This is a genomic window from Microbulbifer litoralis, assembly GCF_023634065.1.
GTDB classification, from domain to species: Bacteria; Pseudomonadota; Gammaproteobacteria; order Pseudomonadales; family Cellvibrionaceae; genus Microbulbifer; species Microbulbifer litoralis.
Map to the genome: position 1 here is coordinate 185,741 of NZ_JALKCV010000002.1, position 19,054 is coordinate 204,794.

Consider the following 19,054-nt stretch of genomic DNA (forward strand, 5'->3'; position numbering starts at 1 on the left):
TGGTTGTCTCTGCCGATGCGTTTTGCCCCGCATGGGGAGCGCTGTGAACGGACTGACTGGTGAGTCACGATTTTTCTCCGCGGAAGTGCCGATACAGCGGGTGCCTGTCTTCTGGTGCTGCGACCGGTATTGATAGAGGGCGCGCTGTTGCCCGATGCCCCTCGCGTTTCCAGCTGTTGTCGGTCGAATGCCCTGGCGGGGGGCGCGTCACCCCGCTGGAGGTGTGACCGGGGGGCGCCACCGGGACTCGATTTTGTAATTAAATTTCCGTCTTTTGCCGCAATTTCTTCCGCCGATCCCGAGGTGAGGAATATATTTGTTTTGGAAAATGGTTTTATTTGTTACTAATCGTGCTATCTGGAAAATTTCTTGTAGTAATACTACAATCGCCTCCGCCCGCGGATCCGGGGCCCTCTGGGCCGGGGTTCCGCGTCCGGAGAATCATAAAAGCGCGGTAGCAGACAGATGCCGGCTCCTTCCTGTTTCGCCAGCGCAGATGTGAGCGCCCGCACACTCTGCATTTCCGCCAACGAGGGCGGTGAATTGGCGGATACGCTGAGAAAAAGGAAGCAATTTTCTGCCCGCGCTGTACTTTGCCCGATTGCCAGAAACTGAGTCTGAATAGAAAGAAGACGCACCGACTCGACGTCGCACAATTCGCCGAGGAGCATTGTTTGATGCAAGACGAAACCGATATCCAGGAAACGCAGGAGTGGCTGGACGCCCTGCAGGCGGTGATCCGCTACAGCGGCAAGGAGCGTGCCGCGTTTCTGCTCAAGCAGCTGTCCGACCGCGCCACCGACATAGGTGTGAAGCTGCCGGCCGCCATCACCACCCCCTATCGCAATACCATTCCGCCCAATGCGGAAAAGCGTATGCCCGGCGACCTGTTCATGGAGCGCCGCATCCGTTCGCTGATCCGCTGGAATGCGCTGGCCATGGTGGTGCGGGCCAACCAGAGTGCCGACAACCTGGGCGGCCATATCGCCAGTTTCTCCTCTGCCGCCACCCTCTATGATGTCGGCTTCAACTATTTCTTCCGCGGCAACGAAGGCGAAGAGCTGGGCGACCTGATCTTCTTCCAGGGCCACAGTTCCCCGGGCATCTACGCCCGCTCCTACCTCGAGGGCCGCTTCGACGAGGAGCAGCTGGACAACTTCCGCCGCGAGGTGAACGGCAAGGGCCTGTCCTCCTACCCGCATCCCTGGCTGATGCCGGACTACTGGCAGTTCCCGACCGTCTCCATGGGCCTGGGCCCGATCCAGGCCATCTACCAGGCGCATATCATGCGCTACATGTCCGCGCGCGGCATGTCGCCCCGCGGCGATCGCAAGGTCTGGGCCTTCCTCGGCGACGGCGAGTGCGACGAGCCGGAAACCCTGGGCGCCATCTCCCTGGCCGGCCGCGAAAACCTCGAGAACCTGGTCTTCGTGGTCAACTGCAACCTGCAGCGCCTGGACGGCCCGGTGCGCGGCAATGGCAAGATCATCCAGGAGCTGGAAGGTATCTTCCGCGGTGCCGGCTGGAATGTGATCAAGGTCCTCTGGGGGCGCCTGTGGGACCCGCTGCTGGAGAAGGACGACAAAGGCCTGCTGCAGAAAGTCATGGACGAAACCGTCGACGGCGAGATGCAGAACTTCAAGGCCAACGGCGGCGCCTATACCCGCGAGCATTTCTTCGGCAAGTACCCGGAGCTCGAGGAGATGGTCAAGGATCTCTCCGACGACGAGATCATGAAGCTGAACCGCGGTGGCCACGATCCGTACAAGGTCTACGCGGCCTACGCCGAAGCCATGGCCAGCAAGGGCAAGCCCACGGTGATCCTGGCGCAGACCGTCAAGGGTTACGGCCTGGGTGCCGCCGGTGAAGCGGCCATGGATACCCACAACGTCAAGAAGATGGACGTGGACGCCCTGAAGCGCTTCCGCGACCGCTTTGCCATCCCGATTACCGACAAGGAAATCGAGGACATCCCCTACTATCGCCCGGCCCCGGACAGCCCGGAAATGAAATATATGGCCGAGCGCCGCAAGGCGCTGGGCGGCCCGGTGCCGCAGCGCCTGCACGATTGCCCGAAACTGGAGGTGCCCGGCCTGGATATCTTCAGCGCCCTGACCAAGGGCTCCGGCGATCGCGAGATCTCTACCACCATGGCCTTCGTGCGCGCCCTTTCTGCGCTGGTCAAGGACAAGAACATGGGGCAGAACGTGGCCCCCATCGTGCCGGACGAGGCGCGTACCTTCGGTATGGAGGGCCTGTTCCGCCAGCTGGGTATCTATTCCTCCCAGGGGCAGAAATACACCCCGGTCGACCACGGCCAGATCATGTATTACAAGGAAGACAAGAAGGGCCAGGTGCTGGAAGAGGGCATCAACGAGGCCGGCTCCATGTCCGCCTGGATCGCCCTGGCCACGGCCTACAGCAACCACGGCGTGCCGATGGTGCCCTTCTACATCTACTACTCGATGTTCGGCTTCCAGCGCATCGGCGACCTGGCCTGGGCCGCCGGCGACATGCAGGCGCGCGGCTTCCTGATCGGTGGCACCGCCGGCCGCACTACGCTGAACGGGGAAGGCCTGCAGCACCAGGACGGCCACAGCCACGTGCTGTCCGCCACCATCCCCAACTGCAAGAGCTACGACCCGGCCTACGGCTACGAGCTGGCGGTGGTCCTGCAGCGCGGCCTGGTGGAAATGTATGAAGAGCAGCAGAATGTCTTCTACTACGTCACCATCGAGAACGAGAACTACCTGCAGCCGGAAATGCCGCAGGGATGTGAAGAGGGCATCGTTCGCGGACTCTACAAGCTGAAGTCGAACGCCAAGAAGGGTGCCCGCGGCAAGGCGGCCAAGAAGCATGTACAGCTGATTGGTGCCGGCTGCATCCTCAACGAGGTGCTGGCGGCGGCAGAGCTGCTGGCGGACGAATTCGGCGTGACCTCCGATGTCTGGAGCCTGACCTCCGCCACACAAGCGGCGCGCGAGGCACAGGACGTGGAGCGCTGGAACATGCTGCACCCGGAGAAGAAACCGCGCAAAGCCTGGATCACCGAGCAGTTCGAGGACAACGAATCCCCGGTGATCGCCTCCACCGATTACATCCGCGCCTACGTCGAGCCGCTGCGCAACTATATCGACGGCGACCTGACGGTACTGGGTACCGACGGCTTCGGCCGCAGCGACAGCCGCGAACAGCTGCGCCGCTTCTTCGAAGTGGACCGCAACTATGTCGCCATCGCCGCGCTGAACAGCCTGGCGGAGCAGGGTGTGATCGAGGCCAAAGAGGTCAGTGAAGCGATCAAGAAACTCAACGTCGACCCGGAAAAAGCGAATCCGCGTCTCGTGTAAGGCACCAGGTAAGGAAGGCAGACAATATGGCAAAACAAGTCATCAAAGTGCCTGATCTCGGCGGTGCCGATCAGGTAGACGTAATCGAAATTTCCGTCGCCGAGGGCGATACCGTCGCGGAGGAGGATGCGCTGATCGTCGTCGAGGGCGACAAGGCCTCCATGGACGTGCCGTCCCCTTACGCCGGCAAGATCGTCAAGATTTCCGTTTCCGAAGGCGACCAGGTCTCCGAGGGCGATGTGATTGGCGAGATCGAAACCGATGCCGATGGTGGCGAGGAGGCATCCTCCGAGCCCGAGGAAAAGGAAGAGGCGGAAGAATCATCAGAAGAGAAAGCCGCAGAAGCATCCGCGGATGAATCTGAAGATGCCGACGCCGGTGAAGCGGCCTCTGGAGAGTCGAAAGAGGAAACCGTCAAGGTGCCCGATCTCGGCGGCGCCGACGCTGTCGACGTGATCGAAATCAGTGTCCAGGCCGGCGACGAAGTGGAAGAGGGCGATGCCCTGATCGTGGTCGAGGGCGACAAGGCCTCCATGGACGTACCGGCGCCTTTTGCCGGCACCGTGGTTTCCATCGCGGTCAAGGAGGGCGACAAGGTCTCCACCGGCGATGCGCTGGGGGTCATGAAGATCGTGTCCGGCGGCGCGGCCGCTCCGGCCGCGAAAGCCGACAGGAAAGAGGAAAAGCCTGCCGCACCCGAACAGAAAGCGGAACCGGCAGCGCCGGCAGAGCCCCCGGCTCCCCAAAAGGACCGCTACCTGGAGCGCGACCTGACCGTTTCCGCCGAAGTCTACGCCGGCCCGGCCGTGCGCAAGCTGGCCCGCGAGCTGGGGGTGACCCTCAACAAGGTCAAGCCCACCGGCCCGCGCAACCGCGTTACCAAAGACGACCTGCACGCCTATATCAAGGAGCAGGTGAAGAAGGCCGAGAGCGGTGCCGTGGGTGTCGGTGCCGGCGTGGCACCCATGCCGGAGATCGATTTCAGCCAGTTCGGCCCGGTGGAAACCGAGCCCATGAGCAAGATCCACAAGCTCACCGCCGCGAATATGGCGCGCAACTGGCTCAATGTGCCCCACGTAACCCAGTTCGACGATGCCGACATCACCGAACTGGAGGACTTCCGCAAGTCCATGAAGGCGGAAGCGGAGAAGCGTGGGGTGAAGCTCACGCCGGTGCCCTTCCTGCTGAAAGCCGCCGCCGCCGCGCTGCGCGCCGAGCCCAGCTTCAATGTGTCGCTGCACAACGACGGCGAGCACATCGTGCGCAAGGATTACGTGCATATCGGCATGGCCGTGGACACGCCCCGGGGCCTGATGGTACCGGTGATCCGCGATGTGGATAAAAAGGGCCTGTACGAGTTGGCGGAAGAAGCCACCGCAATGGCGATCGCTGCCCGCGACGGCAAGCTGAAGCCAAAGGATATGCAGGGTGCCTGCTTCACCATTTCCAGCCTCGGCGCCATCGGTGGCACCGGTTTTACGCCGATCGTCAATGCGCCGGAAGTGGGTATTCTCGGTGTCTCCAAACTGGCGGTGAAACCGGTCTGGAATGGCAGCGAATTCGTGCCGCGCAAGATGCTGCCGGTGGGCCTGTCCTACGACCACCGGGCCGTCAACGGCAGCGACGCCGGTCGCTTCCTGACTTACCTGGTCAGCGTTCTCGGCGACGTGCGCCGGCTGCTGCTGTAAGGCGTATGTGCCCCCGATCGCCGGCTGGCTGCGTAAAACTACGCGCCGCCAGCCGGTGATCGTTTTCCCCTCCCTGCCTCTGGTCGAATTCCGCGCATAAATTCCCCCGCCACCGGCGAGTCAAAACACCCGCCCACTACACTGAAAAAGATCACTGTAAACGCGCAACTCTGAAATCGAGAGGTATTCGGAAATGAAGCGCATAGGGATATTCGCTCTGCCGGCACTGGTGCTGCTGGCGCTGCAAGGTTGTGTTTTTCTGCCCGTGGAAAGCGGTGACAGAAACGATCCATTTTTCTTCAATCCGGACGATGTCGGCCACAGTGCCGATTTTGTCGAGGTCGGTCACTACCAGCCCAACTCCCAGCTGCCGCCCTCCAGCAGCCGTCGCTGTTCGGTGGAATCGGAAATGACAAAGGTGGGATCCGCCTGCTGGTTCTTCCCGATCATGCGGGTCTATTGATTTCGGGGCTCGCGCGGTGCCCACAGCAGTGGCTTTGGTCGCCATCATCTGAAAGGCTGGCCCGTCTCCGTATTTGCCCGAGAGGGACCGGAGAGGGGAAATGAGGAGACAGCAGTCATGACAAGGTTCGCATTCATCCTTCCCGCCATTGCCGTCATTGCCGCGACGCTACTGGGCGGCTGTGGTACGACCGACCCTCGCGATGAAGTCGTCTATCCCTACAGCAGGCCGATCCCCAAGGCGGAGTACCGGGAACAGCGGGCCCCGGCACCGGCGCCGGCGAGCAGTAAACGCAATTACGACGCCTGCCCGGGCGATGCCGAGGAGCTGGCACCGGGATCTATCTGCCCGGCGTCGGCGCAATGTTACGAAATTTCCGGAGGCAAACGCTGTATTGTCTATGAAAAGTAAACTCGCAATTGTCCCGATACTCGTTGGGCTGCTCGGCGGCTGCGCCGGCTGGGATGGCTTCTGGGGTGATCTCAAGGGCACACCCGACGGCTACACCCGGCGAGACGTGCCGCTGTCGGAGCTGCAGGCTTTTCCCCGCCACTGCCTGGCCGGTGATACCGAGGTGATGGCGCTGGCGGATTGCCCCATGGGCTATGCCGCCTGTTACCAGCTGGACACCGGCAACTGGTGCAGTGACAGCCGCGCCGAAATCTGCCCACTGTCGGCGGAGCCACTGGTGGTGGATTCGGATTGTCCCTGGAAGGGGGACTGCCGGGTTTACTATACCAACCTGCGCTGCCGCTCCACCGCTGATATCCGGGGTTGAGCAACTGCGCCGACGCGCGGGGCGCGACTCCTGAGCCATCGCCCCGGTGTCTGCTGACTCTGTGAACGAGCGGCATTTTCCGGGGTGAAGGGGAATGATCGGTGAGCTGGATAGGCGGCGTACTGGTAGCCATCGACCAACTGGGCAATGCGCTTGCCGGCGGCAACCCGGATGCGACCATTTCCGCGCGCACAGGTTACTTCTCCCATGTGGAGGAGACTCCCCTCCGTCCCTACTGGCTGGCCATGGAAAGGGTCATCAATTTCACCTTTCTGCCCATAGACGGGCCGGATCACTGCTACAACGCCTACCTTGCCGACAGGGACGAAATGAATGAAGAGGGCAGCGACCTGATGCGCGCGTTGCTCGGCCTTCTCATCATCCTGGTCTGTATCCCGCTGTCGCTGGTCACGCGGCTGTATGTCCTGGTCTTCCCATCGGCCCGCTACCGCGGCTGAGCCCTTCCCTGATTTCCTCCGTTCGATCGTAAGGAAATGCTTGACCTCAACTTTGGTGGAGGTTGTAACTTCTGTCCCGGGCGTATTTGACGCCTCCATGTCCATCGATCCGGTTGCCTATTCCTGTTCGGCTGGGTTGATGGAAATTATTCCGGCATTGGCCGGACAGTGGGGCTGGGGCGTGGGTGGACAGGGGGTCACATTCTGTCAATCCGAGAATGCCAGTAAATACGGGGGCTTGGCAGTATTTGTCAGTATTGCATATTGCTGCATGCTTATTGCCCAATTCTGCAAAAGTCTAAGCGGCTTGCCTAAATCTCCGTATACTGGCCCTTCCAGTCGTCAAATAGATCGGTTCGCATTGGCGCGGCGCCCATCCGGCCGCGCCTGAGGGCCGCTTCTGCAGATCCGGGAAGCCGGGGGGAGAGAAGTTGTGAGTGAGAGTCTGGACAGAGGGGAAAACGTATCGATGGAAGTGGAACGGCAGCGCCTGGCGCAGTTGGTACAGCGCCGGATGCCCGGCGAGGGGATGCAGGAATCGGGACTGGCCGGTCTCGCATTCGGCCGGGCCAATGACACCAGCAGCTGTGTCTCCAGTGTCTACGAGCCCTCCCTGGGATTTATCGTGCAGGGCTCCAAATCCCTGCAGTTGGGGGACAGAACCCTGGTCTACAAACCGTTGAGTTACCTGGCTTCCTCGGTTCACCTGCCGGTGTTGGGCCAGGTGATCGGGGCCTCCGCGGAGGAGCCCTACCTGGCCATCAAGGTATCGGTGGACCCGCAGGAAGTCACGGACTTGGTCATCGAAATGGGTGACCAGGCACCCACCTTCGAGACCGATGCCGCCTGCAGCGAAGTTTCCTGTGGTCTGTGTGTGGCACAGATGGACCTGGAAATGCTGGATGCGATTACGCGGCTGGTGGAGTTGCTGGACAGGCCGGCGGACGCGCCGATACTGGCACCGCTGATCCGCCGGGAAATTCTCTATCGCGCGCTGATGGGGGAAATGGGGCCGCGCATGCGCAAGTTTGCGCTGGCGGATAGCCAGGCCAACCGGGTCTCCCGGGTTATTGCAGTACTGAAAAACCGGTTTACCGAGCCGCTGCGTGTCGGTGACCTGGCGGACCTGGCCAATATGAGTGAGTCGTCCCTGTACCACAGCTTCAAACAGGTGACCCGCATGTCGCCACTGCAGTTCCAGAAAAAACTGCGCCTGCACGAGGCGCGGCGCCTGATGCTGACCGAGGGGCTGGAGGCCGCCTCGGCCAGCTACCGCGTAGGCTACGAGAGTCCGTCGCACTTCAGCCGCGAGTACAGCCGCATGTTCGGCGCGCCGCCGCGCGCGGATGTCAACAAGCTGCGCGGGGAGCAGCGCGAGTCCGCCTGATGTATCCCGGCCCGGCGTACAGGGATTGTGCCGTCGGGCCGGCTCAGGACGCTTTCTTCACGAACAGGCTGCACCAGCCGTTGGGGCTGATTTTGCCCTCCACCACCTGACACGCATCCGGCGAGGTAAAGAACTGGCAGTCGCCACATTTCTGTCCGTTTTTGGGGGATTCCTGGTACTGCACCGCCTCCTTGCTGGCCTTGCCCTGGGCCGCCGCGCGGTCGGTGGCGATCAGTGCCAGCGGCAGTAACACCGCGACGCCGCCGCCCAGCTTCAGGAATTTCCGCCGTGAAATATTCCGTCTGTTTTGGCTCATGGTCATTCACCTCACTGAATAAAATCTGCGGTAACCGCTTTTCTATCAGGTTAGATCACGATCGACGTATGCAGCTTGCATGAAATTGCGAATGCATTGCGTTTAGATTTTCCGGTGCGGGGTGCCGTTATCAGGATTGTTGGGTCCACGGCAACCACAGGCTGATCTGCAGGCCGCCGCCGTCGCGATTGTGCAGTTGGATATTGCCGCCGTGGGCATCGACGATCTCACGGCACAGTGCCAGGCCCAGCCCCATGCCCTGTGACTTGGTGGAGTAGAAGGGCAACAGGGCCTGCTGCAATACCTTCTCCCCCATACCGCAGCCGCGGTCGCTGACCACCAGTTGCTGGCCCTGGCGGTCGACGCGGATCTGCAATTCCGTATCGTCGCTGCCGGCCTCGTGTGCATTCTTGAACAGGTTCAGCAGCGCCTGTTCTATCTGCACCGGGTCGAAATATCCGGGCCTTTCCGGCAGCTCACCCTTCAGGGTGAAGGGCTGTAGCGGTGCCAGTCGATCAATCAGTTGTTGCCACTGTACTGCTTCACAGCTTGGGGCCGGCAATTTGGCAAAGCGGGCGTAACCCTGGGTAAACTCTGTCAGGTGTCGGCAGCGCTCGGCAATGGTGTCGAATACCCTGTCCAGGGCGGCGGGTTTGTGACTCGTGGTATTCGGAGCCGACGCGGAGGATTTATCCAGCTGCTGTGCCAACATCTTGCCACTGTGGGCCATAGAGGAAATCGGTGCGAGGGAGTTGTTCAGTTCATGGCTGATCAGGCGGATGACTTTTTTCCATACCTGCACTTCCGCGCGGGTCAGTTCGCGGGTCATCTCGCGAATCACGACCAGCCTATGGCGGTGTGCATTGAGGACAAAATAGCTGTTGCCGATATGCTGGGTTACGGCGCCGTCGGCGCCACTGTAACTGAACAGGCCGTCCTCACGCCGGGCGATGGCATCCGCCAGTTCCGGAGAGCACTGTGACACTACCTGCTCGAGTCGCAGTCCCTGCAGTGGTTTGCCGTTGTTCAGCAGGTGGCGGGCACTGGTATTGGCATAGATGATGCGCTCATCCTGGTCCAGCAGCAGCAGGGTTTGCGGCGAGCTCTGGATGACGGTATCCAGCAACAATTCGCGCTGGTAAATATGCGCGCGCTCGCGCCGCAGTATTTCTGCCACTTCATTGTAGCGCCGGCCGATATGGCCCAGTTCGTCACGGCGCCGTATGACCAGGGAGTTGGAGAAGTTGCCGTCGCGGAAATTCAACAGGCCACTTTCCAGTGCATCCAGGGCCCGGTTGAGCGACGCTGTCAGCGGCCGCAGCAGTGCCAGTGCTACCGCGACAGCCAGCAGCAGGCCGCCGGCCCAGGCGAGATAAATATCAATATCGAAATACAGCAGGGCAAACGGGATACTGGTACCGACGGCGACCGCCAGCAGGGTTACGCCAAAGATACGGCCTTCAAGGCTGGTCTGCATTCGCCTCCAACTCCCTCAATAGGTACGATTCGGGCGCGCCGGCCGGGCAGGGAGCCGCTGTGCGCACCGGCGGAAAGTGCTCCCTGTGTTTCCGCCACCCCTGGCGGTCGTGAACTCGCGGTTGCACATCAGTAGGGAATACCGTATTTATCCAACCGGCGGTACAGGGCCTGCCGGCTGAGGCCGAGTTCGCGCGCCGCCTGGGCAATAATGCCATTGCAGCTGGCGAGCGTCTGCTCGAGCAGTTCGCGGCTGGGCTCAAAACTGAGTTCGGCCCTGGCGCCGGTATCCTGCTGCGGCAGTGCCAGGGTTTCCGCTTCGATGGTATCGCCACTGGTCAGTACGGCGGCCCGCTGCATGCTGTTCTGCAGTTCGCGCACGTTGCCGGGCCAGTGGTAGCGCACCAACGCCGACTGCGCCTGCGGTGACAACTGTTTTGTCTGGCCGATACCGTGATGCAGGAAGGCGAGGGCCAGCGGCAGTATGTCTTCGGCGCGATCGCGCAACGCGGGCACTTTCAGTTCAATCACATTCAGGCGGTAGAACAGGTCCTGGCGAAAATGACCGGCGGCAATCTGCTGTGGCAGGTCACTGTTGGTGGCGCTGAGGACGCGCACGTTCACCCGACGCGTCTGGCTGCTGCCGAGCCGCTGGAATTCACCGGTCTGCAGTACCCGCAACAATTTGACCTGGCCGCTGGCGGAGAGTTCGCCGATCTCGTCCAAGAACAGGGTGCCGCCGTCGGCGGCCTCGAAACGGCCCTGGCGCGCGCGATTGCCAGCGCCGGTGTAGGCGCCCGCCTCGGCACCGAACAGCTCCGCCTCCATCAGTTCTTCCGGCAGTGCGCCCACGTTCACTTTCAGGTAGGGGCCGTCGCGCAGTGTCGAGTTGGCCTGCACGATATCGGCGATCTTTTCCTTGCCGGCGCCGTTGGGGCCGGTGATCAGCACCGGCACCTCCGAGCGTGCCACCTGGGTGGCCATTTCCAGCAGTTTCTGCATGGCACTGCTGCGGTAGACGATCTCCTGCAGGTCGAACTGCTGGCGCAGTTGCTGCCGCGCCTGCATGGCCTCCTGGCGGGAGTGGCGCTGCTGCGCCTGCAGCTCGCTCAGCTCCAGCAGGTTTTTGACCGTGGCCACCAGTTTGTGATCGTCCCAGGGCTTGCCGATATAGTCGGCGGCACCGGCCTTGACCAGTTCCACCGCCATTTCCAGTTGCGTCCAGGCCGTGAGCAGGATCACCGGCAGGTCCGGCTCTATCTCGCGGATGGCGAAAAACAGTTCGCGGCCCTCCTCGCCGGAGGTGGTATCTGCGGTGAAGTTCATGTCCTGGATCACCAGGCCGATATCCCCGTGCTCCCGCAGCAGCTGCAGCCCCGCTTGTGGTGTGACGGCACTGACGCAGTTCAGGTTATGCAGGGACAGCAACAGCTCCAGGGCGGAAATGATGCCGGAGTTGTCGTCGATGATCAGAATTTTATCCATAGGCGTGTTAAGTATTCCCGTGTTTCCATTGATGGGCACGCTGCGCGGGCGCCTTCGGCGTCCAAATCGGCAATCCTGCCGATTTGTGCCCATCCTACGGAACCCTGCATGTAGGAGCCTGCCCTGCAGGCGAATGGCAACGGGATCCGTTTTTTCGCCTGCAGGGCAGGCTCCTACAGCACAATCCTTTGAGTCCCGAGTCCCGAGTCCCGAGTCCCGAATCTACACGCTGCGCGTGGCCGTCGCTGGCGAGATATTCGCCGCGCGCAGGGCCGGTACCAGCGCCGCCGCCAGGCTGACACCGAGCAGTATTAAGGCACAGGTGAGCGTCGTCGACAACGGCAGGGCCGGCTGGTCGAACTCGCTGGCGAGGAAGTGGTTGAAGATCTGTGCCGCCGCCACGCCGATCGCAATCCCACTTGCGGCGATCAGCAGGTTCTCCAGCAGGAAATAGCGGCTGATGGCGGTGCGTGTGGCACCGAGGGCGCGGCGCACGCCTATCTGCTTCTGCCGCTGGGTGATCCAGAAAACCGTAAGGCCGACAATGCCGAGGGCGACGATAAAGGTGAGCAGGCCCACCACGCCGCTCAATACGGTGATCATGGTATTGTCACCGGCATAGGAGCGATTCAACTGCTCCTCCAGGGTTTTGACGTCGACTACGCGCCGAGGGTCGCGTTCGGCCAGTTTTTCCTGCAGCAGTTTCGCCACCGCGTCCCGCTGCCCCGGTTCGGCACGGATGATATAGTCGAACCACTGGGTGTCCATGATCATCGGCAAAAAAATCGAGTTGCCGGCAATGGGGGAATTCGGCCAGGGGCCGAGATTGCGTTCCACTATGCCGACGATCTCCATGGGATGGTCGCCACCTCCGTAGTAGATGGATTTGCCCAGTGCCTCGCCACCGGCAAAGAGTTTGTCGGCCAGTTGTTGCGTGATTACGGTTGTGTCCGGCTGCCAGGTAGATTCGCGGCCGATTTCGCGGATTTCGTTGGCGGTAAAGTTGCGGCCGGCAACCAGTCGCATGCCGAGGGCGTCGATAAAGTGTTCATCCACGCGGAAGGTGGCGGAGTTGGTTGCACCTATCTCCTGATTGGGTTTGGTGTGAAAGCCGGCGGAGGAGCCGCCGCCGGCCAGCGGTGCGCGGCTTACGGTGGCGGCCACCACGCCGGGAAGCTGTCGCATCATGTCCAGGTCCAGGCGGAAGGCCTCCATTCTGTCATAGTCCTTGGGAATGGGCATAAAGTTGGCTGTGACGATATCCTCCACGGCCACTCCGGTGGGGCGTGCAATGGTATCCATCCGCTCCTGTATCACTACCGTGGCGTTGCCGACGATGGCCAGGGTCAGGCCCAGCTGCACGGCGATCAGCAGCGCGGAAATCTTGTGGCGCCAGAGCGCCGATAAAATGGGTCTCAGTTCCAGCATGGCATTTCTCCTTTGTCCTCGCGGGCCTTATTGGGTTTTCAGGTAAATGGAGGGGTTGGTGCGGCTGATGCGCCACGCAGGGTAGAGGCCGGCCAGCAGGCTGGACAGAATCGCCAGGCCGATGGCGGACAGCATCATCAGCCAGTCCATGGAGGCCACGCGGTCCATATAGCCCATCGCCAAGTGGCGGATCAGCGTCAGCCCGGCCATGGTGAGCAGTATGCCGGCCAGGCCACCGGCGAGACCGATACAGCCGCTCTCCACCAAGTGCTGGCTGAATACCGCCTTGCGGCTTGCGCCCAGGGCGCGGCGCACACCCGCCTCCGGTGCCTTGCGCAGGAATTTGGCCAGCAACAGTGCAACGGCGTTGACCAGGCAGACCAGCAGGAAGGACAGGGAAAGCCAGTTGAGCATGCGGGCATCATCGTCCACGACTTCGTTAAGCACCAGCCACTCGGAAGGTTTGCTGAGACCGAATTTCAGTGGGCGCGGAAAGCGGCCCTGTTGCTTTTGCTCGCGGATGAAACCAGTCAGGTAGTCCCGGTAGCGTTCCAGCTGTTCCTTGCTGTCCAGTTGCACCCAGTATTGAACCCACACGTACTCGCTGCCCAGATAGCCCTCGTAGCTGTCGATATCTTCCGTCAGCCAGCCGTTGGTATTACCCCAGGGGTAAATCTCCAGGGAGCGGTGCAGGCCAAAGGGTATGAAGACTTCAGCGGATTCCAGGAAATCCCCGTTGTTGAGGTCATGCACCTTGGGGCTGGGTTGCCAGTGTTCGATAACGCCCACGACCCTGAAAGGTGTGCCGTTGAAATTCACCGTGCGACCCACACTGTTTTCGCCGTTGAACAACTTCTCGTTGGTTTCCTGTGACAGTACTATCTGGTAGACGGGATTGTTGTCCGCTTCGCTGGACCAGGTGCCACCGTAGGTGAAGGGGACATCGAAGAGGGTAAAGAAATCCCGGCTGGTGACCCGGGCCTCGGCGGTATAGGGGCGCATTTCCGAGTCGTCCCGGTTTACCGGACCGCCCCAGCGGTGCATGGCCACCTGGTGAGTGGGGATATCGGAACGCAGCAGGCTGGTCGCATCCTTGTAAGTGATCTGCCAGGGCATTTCACTGGGATTGTTCCTGGCTTCGTGCGGATCCCAGCTATCCAGCTGCAGCGCGTAGAGCACATCGTCTTTGTCCGCCAGTGCATTGCGCGACATCATATAGTTGAGCGTCAGTGTGGTCATGGACGCGCCCACACCCACGGCAATGGCGGCCACCATCAGCGCGCTCAGGATCGGCGTGCCGCGCAGGCTGCGCAGGGCCAGGGAAATATAGTATCCGAACATGGTGGGGTCTCCTTACGCGGTCGCAGTCTGGGCGCGCTCGGCGGCGCCCTGCTGCAGGTCGGCGACCTGTCCGTCGACAATCTGGATGTTGCGGTGGGCGCGCCTGGCCAGGTCGGGGTCGTGTGTGACCATGATGATCGTTGTTCCCCACTCGTTGATAAATTCCAGCAACTCCATCACCTGGCGCGCCATCAGGGAATCCAGGTTACCGGTAGGTTCGTCCGCGAGCAGGAAGCGGGGCTCACCGGCCAGCGCGCGGGCGATGGCCACGCGCTGCTGCTGGCCGCCGGAAAGCTGGGCCGGCAGGTGCTTGGCACGGGCGGCGAGACCCACCTGCTCCAGGGCCTTCTCGATGCGTTTTTTCCGCTCTTTACCGTTGAAGCCGCGGTAGCGCAGCGGCACGTCGACATTGTCGAACAGGTTCAGGTCCGGGATCAGGTTGAAGCCCTGGAAGATAAAACCGATTTTTTCATTGCGCAGCCGCGAGCGGTCGCGGTCGTTGAGGTTGCCGATATCCTCGTTGTCGAGCAGGTACTGGCCGCCGGTCGGTGTTTCCAGCAGGCCGGCGATATTCAGGAAGGTGGTTTTTCCGGAACCGCTGGGGCCGGTAACGGAAACGAACTCCCCTTCGTTCACTTCCAGGCTGAAATCCCGCAGCGCGTGGGTTTCGATGGTGTCGGTGCGGTAGCTTTTGCGGATGTTCTGCATTTTCAGCATGATGGTTTTCCTATTGTTGTCGGGACTCGGGACTCGGGACTCGGGACTCGGGACTCGGGACTCGTGTAGGGTGCGCCGTGCGCACCGTTGGTATTTGCGGTACGCACGGCGCACCCTATTGTTTCAACGCAACCACTTGCGCTTTTTCCAGTTGTTCGGCTGAGGAGATAATGATCTGGTCGCCTTCGCTGAGGCCGGAGACGATTTCCACCCGGTTCATGCCCAGCGCGCCTATCTGGATCGGCACCCGCTCGGCCTGTTGTTCGCCGTTGAGGCGAAAGGCGTAGCGGCCGCCGCTCTGATCGAGAAAGGCACCGCGCTTGACCAGCATGACGTCCTCGCGGTTTTCCAGCAGAATGCGGGCGGTCAGGCGCAGGTTCTGGCGCAGGTTTTGCGGTTGTTCTTCAGTAAAGCGCACCCGCGCCTGTACCTGGTTGTCGATCACTTCCGGGGAGATGGCGGTGATCTCGCCGGGTAGCCTGCGGCCGCCCAGGTTGATCTCCACAGCCATGGCCAGGCCCAGGTCGTCGGCGTAGTTTTCCGGCACGGCGGCTTCCAGTTCGAAGCTGGTCAGGTCGACCACTGTGATCAATGGGGCGTTGGCGGCCACGGCACTGCGCTGCACGACGGCCAGGCTGCCGATGGTGCCGTCCACCGGCGACAGGATTTCCAGGTCGCGCACCTTGCGTTCCAGTTCCTCCACCTGCAGCTTCTGTTGCGAGACCTGCAGTTCCAGTGTCCGGGTTTCGAAAACCAGGGCTTCCTTCTCCAGTTCGGCATTCTGCACCGCCTGTTGGTATTCCAGTTCGGCGCGGGCCAGGTCATCGCCGGCCTTTTCGAAATCCAGCCGCGGAATGATCTGTTTTTCCAGCGACAGCTCGGCCCGCTTCAGTTCGCGGCGGGCCGCGGTGAGTTCGACTTTGGCCAGGTCCGCTTTCTGCCGATTCTCCAGTTGCTTGCGCTTGGCCTGGATTTTCTGGCGCTGCAATTCCACCGTCAGCTTGGTGAACAGGGCCCGCTCCTGGGCGAGGCGGTTGGAAAGTTCGGGACTGTCGACTTCCGCCAGCAACTGGCCCTGCTCGACACTGTCACCGGCTTTGACCGAAAACTTGACGATGCCCTGGGCGGGGCTGAACAGGGTGGGGCTGTTGGCTGCCACCATGCGGCCCTGGACCACCAGGTCGCGAACCAGGTCGCCGCGCTCCACCTGGGCGACATTGATGCGGGACAGTGACAGGGTGCCGTCCACCGAGCCGGTGGCCCACCAGGCCTTGATCCCCCAACTGAGGAAAACGAGGGTAAAGAGGCCAGCAGTGGCGGCCTTGAGGAATCCGGGTCTTTTCCACAGGGGAGCGCTGTCGATACGGGTGTCCTGGCCGGAGGTGTCTCTGATCATTGCGGTTGTCCGTCTCTCTTCTGTTCTTGTGCCGGCGCGCTGTATGGAAGTCTGACGCGCCGGCGTTGAAGCCTGGATGCACGGGGCGTGTCGCCCCGCTTGAAGGCCATACAGCAAGGGCCGTGCCAGTTTTTTAACTATCGTTAAGTGTCTGAAATTAAAGGTAATTTCCAGTTTTCTCGGAGGAGGGACTGGAGGCCAGGTGTCCGCTGGATGTGTCCGCTGTCCGGCGCCCGCAGTCCGGACACCTGCGGCGGTTTGTGGTAGAGTGCGCGGCCTTTTTTGACCAGATCGTTCGCTCGTCCCTATGCTGCTCTCTTCTTCCAAGGCCGACTGGTTCGGCAATATCCGTCGCGACGTACTCGCTGGCCTGGTCGTCGCACTGGCGCTGATTCCCGAAGCCATTTCCTTTTCCATCATCGCCGAGGTGGACCCGCGGGTCGGCCTCTACGCGTCCTTCTGTATCGCGGTGGTGATTGCCTTTGTCGGTGGCCGGCCCGGCATGATTTCGGCGGCCACCGGCGCCATGGCGTTGCTGATGGTGACGCTGGTAAAGGAGCACGGGCTGCAGTACCTGTTGGCGGCGACGGTGCTGACCGGGGTGCTGCAGATCGCGGCCGGCTACCTGAAGCTGGACAACTTGATGAGCTTTGTCTCGCGGGCGGTGGTGACCGGATTCGTCAATGCGCTGGCGATACTGATTTTCGTGGCGCAGCTGCCGGAGCTCACGGACGTTACCTGGCATGTCTATGCGATGACGGCTGCCGGTCTGGGGATCATTTACCTGTTCCCGACTATTCCGGTGATCGGCAAAATCATACCGTCGCCGCTGGTCTGTATCCTGCTGCTGACTGCGGTGGCGGTGATCCTGGGGCTGGATATCCGCACCGTCGACGACAAGGGTGAACTGCCGGACACGCTGCCGGTTTTCCTGTGGCCGGATGTGCCGCTGAATTTTGAGACGCTACAGATCATTTTCCCCTATTCCGCGGCGCTGGCAGTGGTGGGCCTGCTGGAATCCCTGATGACGGCCACGATCGTCGATGACCTGACCGACACCCCGAGCGACAAGAACCGGGAGTGCAAGGGCCAGGGCATCGCCAATATTGCTACCGGCATGATGGGGGGGATGGCGGGCTGCGCGATGATCGGCCAGTCGGTAATCAATGTGAAATCCGGCGGCCGCGGCCGTCTGTCGACGCTGGTGGCCGGTATCGGCCTGCTGTTGCTGGTGGTCTTTCTCAGCGACTGGGTGGCGGTGATCCCGATGGCGGCCCTGGTGGCGGTGATGATCATGGTATCCATCGGCACCTTCAACTGGGATTCCATCCGCAACCTGAAGGAGCACCCGCTGTCCACCAACCTGGTGATGCTGGCTACGGTGATTGTGGTAGTGTGGACCCACAATCTGGCCTATGGTGTATTGGTTGGTGTTCTGCTGGCCTCCCTGTTCTTTGCCAACAAGGTGGGCCATTTCATGTACATCAGTTCCGAACTGGACGAAGAACAGGGTATTCGCACCTACAAGGTAGCGGGGCAGGTATTCTTCAACTCCGCCGACAAGTTTGTCGCCGCTTTCGATTTCAAGGAGGTGGTGGACAAGGTTGTGATCGACCTGGAGCGCGCCCACTTCTGGGATATCTCTGCGGTCCACGCATTGGACAAGTCGGTGGTGAAATTCCGTCGCGAGGGAGCCGAGGTGGAGCTGGTCGGGTTGAACGAGGCCAGCGAGACCATCGTCGACCGCTTCGGTGTACACGACAAGCCTGAAGAAATCGAACGGGTCCTCGGAGGACATTGATGAGCGTCAGTGACAATACCAACAATAAAGAATTGAACGGTCACAGCAATCCCGAAAACGGACAGCCACTGGTGCTGTCCTGCATCGACGGCTCCCGCTATACCGGGGCTGTCTGTGACTACGCCGCCTGGATCGCCGGCCGCACCGGCGCGCCGCTGAAGCTGCTGCACAATATCGAGCGCGGCAATGTGCCGGCGGTGGCGGATCTCACCGGCAGTATTGGCCTGGGAAGCCAGGAAGAGTTGCTCGACGAACTCACCTCGCTGGAGCAGCAGCGCGCGCGCCTGATGGTGCAGCAGGGGAAATTGATGCTTCAGGCGGCGCGCGAGCGCGCCGAGATGGCGGGTGTAAAGCAGGTGATCTCCTGCCAGCGCCACGATTCCCTGAGCGAATCCCTGGTCGAGCTGGAGGACAGTATTCGCGTACTGGTGCTTGGTATACGCGGCGAGGAGCATGGCGACTCGGAAGTGGGGCTCGGCACCCACCTGGAAACCGTGGTGCGCGCGCTGCACAGGCCGATCCTGGTGGTGAACCAGGATTTCGCCGAACCCCGGAGAATCATGCTGGCCTTCGACGGCAGCGAGGCGGCGCGCAAGGCATTGGATATGGTGGCCTCCAGCCCCGTATTCCGCGATGTCACCTGTCACCTGGTTTTTGTCGGTGGTCCGGAAAAGGCCGAGGCACTGCTGGCGGAAGGCAGCGCCGAACTGGACAGGGCCGGCATCGCAGTAACTGCCAACTGCCTGCAGGGCAAAACCGTGGAGGCACTGGTCGCCTACCAGCGCGAGCACGATATCGACCTCACGGTAATGGGGGCTTTCAGCCACAACCGCCTGCGGGACCTGCTGATGGGCAGCATTACCGCCAGGATGCTGCTCAGCACCCAGCGGCCGCTGTTGCTGTTGCGTTGACTCCCGCGGCGCGCTATCGAAATCGGCGGGGCGGGAAGAGTCCGGGGGAGTGTCGGAATCTG

The 19,054-nt window shown here is 61.5% G+C and carries 16 protein-coding genes; 8 read left to right on the forward strand and 8 right to left on the reverse strand.

Going from position 1 to position 19,054, the window contains the following annotated elements; all coding sequences use genetic code 11:
* Positions 1-677: 677 nt before the first annotated feature.
* Both aceE and aceF read left to right on the forward strand, forming a co-directional pair.
* Positions 678-3,347, forward strand: a complete 2,670-nt coding sequence (gene aceE / locus MWN76_RS04190) for a pyruvate dehydrogenase (acetyl-transferring), homodimeric type (RefSeq protein ID WP_250459567.1) — start codon at positions 678-680, stop codon at positions 3,345-3,347.
* A gap of 26 nt (positions 3,348-3,373) precedes the next feature.
* Positions 3,374-5,035: a dihydrolipoyllysine-residue acetyltransferase gene (gene aceF / locus MWN76_RS04195; protein ID WP_250459569.1), complete on the forward strand. Its 1,662-nt coding sequence runs from the start codon at positions 3,374-3,376 to the stop codon at positions 5,033-5,035.
* Positions 5,036-5,186: 151 nt separating this feature from the next.
* Here aceF and MWN76_RS04200 read toward each other — a convergent pair whose 3' ends face one another.
* On the reverse strand, positions 5,187-5,384 hold the full coding sequence (locus MWN76_RS04200; protein ID WP_250459571.1) for a hypothetical protein: 198 nt from the start codon (positions 5,382-5,384) through the stop codon (positions 5,187-5,189).
* A 231-nt stretch (positions 5,385-5,615) separates the two neighbouring features.
* Here MWN76_RS04200 and MWN76_RS04205 point away from each other — a divergent pair, with 231 nt between their 5' ends.
* The 4 genes from MWN76_RS04205 (at position 5,616) to MWN76_RS04220 (ending at position 8,121) form a co-directional block, all read left to right on the forward strand.
* A complete protein-coding gene (locus MWN76_RS04205) occupies positions 5,616-5,909 on the forward strand; it encodes a hypothetical protein (RefSeq protein ID WP_250459573.1) in 294 nt (97 codons plus the stop codon).
* A complete protein-coding gene (locus MWN76_RS04210) occupies positions 5,899-6,276 on the forward strand; it encodes a hypothetical protein (protein ID WP_250459575.1) in 378 nt (125 codons plus the stop codon). The genes MWN76_RS04205 and MWN76_RS04210 overlap by 11 nt, the downstream gene beginning before the upstream one ends.
* 101 nt (positions 6,277-6,377) lie before the next feature.
* Complete coding sequence (locus MWN76_RS04215; RefSeq protein ID WP_250459577.1) at positions 6,378-6,734, forward strand: hypothetical protein; 357 nt, start codon at positions 6,378-6,380, stop codon at positions 6,732-6,734.
* 433 nt (positions 6,735-7,167) lie between these two features.
* On the forward strand, positions 7,168-8,121 hold the full coding sequence (locus tag MWN76_RS04220; protein WP_250459579.1) for an AraC family transcriptional regulator: 954 nt from the start codon (positions 7,168-7,170) through the stop codon (positions 8,119-8,121).
* Between the two features lie 43 nt (positions 8,122-8,164).
* Here MWN76_RS04220 and MWN76_RS04225 read toward each other — a convergent pair whose 3' ends face one another.
* The 7 genes from MWN76_RS04225 to MWN76_RS04255 all read right to left on the reverse strand — a co-directional run bounded on the left by MWN76_RS04225 (position 8,165) and on the right by MWN76_RS04255 (position 16,280).
* Positions 8,165-8,437: a high-potential iron-sulfur protein gene (locus MWN76_RS04225; protein WP_250459581.1), complete on the reverse strand. Its 273-nt coding sequence runs from the start codon at positions 8,435-8,437 to the stop codon at positions 8,165-8,167.
* A 130-nt stretch (positions 8,438-8,567) separates the two neighbouring features.
* On the reverse strand, positions 8,568-9,914 hold the full coding sequence (locus MWN76_RS04230; protein WP_250459583.1) for a sensor histidine kinase: 1,347 nt from the start codon (positions 9,912-9,914) through the stop codon (positions 8,568-8,570).
* A 128-nt stretch (positions 9,915-10,042) separates the two neighbouring features.
* Positions 10,043-11,398 (reverse strand): sigma-54-dependent transcriptional regulator, encoded by a 1,356-nt coding sequence (locus MWN76_RS04235; RefSeq protein ID WP_250459585.1) that lies wholly within the window; start codon positions 11,396-11,398, stop codon positions 10,043-10,045.
* Between the two features lie 222 nt (positions 11,399-11,620).
* On the reverse strand, positions 11,621-12,826 hold the full coding sequence (locus tag MWN76_RS04240; RefSeq protein ID WP_250459587.1) for an ABC transporter permease: 1,206 nt from the start codon (positions 12,824-12,826) through the stop codon (positions 11,621-11,623).
* Positions 12,827-12,853: 27 nt separating this feature from the next.
* The gene (locus tag MWN76_RS04245; protein ID WP_250459589.1) at positions 12,854-14,167 is read right to left on the reverse strand and encodes an ABC transporter permease; all 1,314 of its coding nucleotides are present in this window, start codon (positions 14,165-14,167) and stop codon (positions 12,854-12,856) included.
* Between the two features lie 12 nt (positions 14,168-14,179).
* Positions 14,180-14,884 (reverse strand): ABC transporter ATP-binding protein, encoded by a 705-nt coding sequence (locus MWN76_RS04250; protein ID WP_250459591.1) that lies wholly within the window; start codon positions 14,882-14,884, stop codon positions 14,180-14,182.
* A gap of 115 nt (positions 14,885-14,999) precedes the next feature.
* Complete coding sequence (locus MWN76_RS04255; RefSeq protein ID WP_250459593.1) at positions 15,000-16,280, reverse strand: efflux RND transporter periplasmic adaptor subunit; 1,281 nt, start codon at positions 16,278-16,280, stop codon at positions 15,000-15,002.
* Between the two features lie 307 nt (positions 16,281-16,587).
* On the opposite strand from MWN76_RS04255, the gene MWN76_RS04260 reads away from it, so the two are divergent.
* Together MWN76_RS04260 and MWN76_RS04265 are read left to right on the forward strand one after the other, a co-directional pair.
* Positions 16,588-18,081: a SulP family inorganic anion transporter gene (locus MWN76_RS04260; RefSeq protein ID WP_425606590.1), complete on the forward strand. Its 1,494-nt coding sequence runs from the start codon at positions 16,588-16,590 to the stop codon at positions 18,079-18,081.
* Complete coding sequence (locus tag MWN76_RS04265; protein ID WP_250459595.1) at positions 18,081-18,992, forward strand: universal stress protein; 912 nt, start codon at positions 18,081-18,083, stop codon at positions 18,990-18,992. The genes MWN76_RS04260 and MWN76_RS04265 overlap by 1 nt, the downstream gene beginning before the upstream one ends.
* Positions 18,993-19,054: the final 62 nt, after the last annotated feature.

Excerpts from the sequence above, each read along its gene's own strand:
- aceE (WP_250459567.1), top strand. The coding sequence starts at position 678 with ATGCAAGACGAAACCGATATCCAGGAAACGCAGGAGTGGCTGGACGCC.
- aceF (WP_250459569.1), top strand. The coding sequence starts at position 3,374 with ATGGCAAAACAAGTCATCAAAGTGCCTGATCTCGGCGGTGCCGATCAG.
- MWN76_RS04205 (WP_250459573.1), top strand. The coding sequence starts at position 5,616 with ATGACAAGGTTCGCATTCATCCTTCCCGCCATTGCCGTCATTGCCGCG.
- MWN76_RS04210 (WP_250459575.1), top strand. The coding sequence starts at position 5,899 with ATGAAAAGTAAACTCGCAATTGTCCCGATACTCGTTGGGCTGCTCGGC.
- MWN76_RS04225 (WP_250459581.1), bottom strand. The coding sequence starts at position 8,437 with ATGAGCCAAAACAGACGGAATATTTCACGGCGGAAATTCCTGAAGCTG.
- MWN76_RS04230 (WP_250459583.1), bottom strand. The coding sequence starts at position 9,914 with ATGCAGACCAGCCTTGAAGGCCGTATCTTTGGCGTAACCCTGCTGGCG.
- MWN76_RS04235 (WP_250459585.1), bottom strand. The coding sequence starts at position 11,398 with ATGGATAAAATTCTGATCATCGACGACAACTCCGGCATCATTTCCGCC.
- MWN76_RS04240 (WP_250459587.1), bottom strand. The coding sequence starts at position 12,826 with ATGCTGGAACTGAGACCCATTTTATCGGCGCTCTGGCGCCACAAGATT.
- MWN76_RS04245 (WP_250459589.1), bottom strand. The coding sequence starts at position 14,167 with ATGTTCGGATACTATATTTCCCTGGCCCTGCGCAGCCTGCGCGGCACG.
- MWN76_RS04250 (WP_250459591.1), bottom strand. The coding sequence starts at position 14,884 with ATGCTGAAAATGCAGAACATCCGCAAAAGCTACCGCACCGACACCATC.
- MWN76_RS04255 (WP_250459593.1), bottom strand. The coding sequence starts at position 16,280 with ATGATCAGAGACACCTCCGGCCAGGACACCCGTATCGACAGCGCTCCC.
- MWN76_RS04260 (WP_425606590.1), top strand. The coding sequence starts at position 16,588 with ATGCTGCTCTCTTCTTCCAAGGCCGACTGGTTCGGCAATATCCGTCGC.
- MWN76_RS04265 (WP_250459595.1), top strand. The coding sequence starts at position 18,081 with ATGAGCGTCAGTGACAATACCAACAATAAAGAATTGAACGGTCACAGC.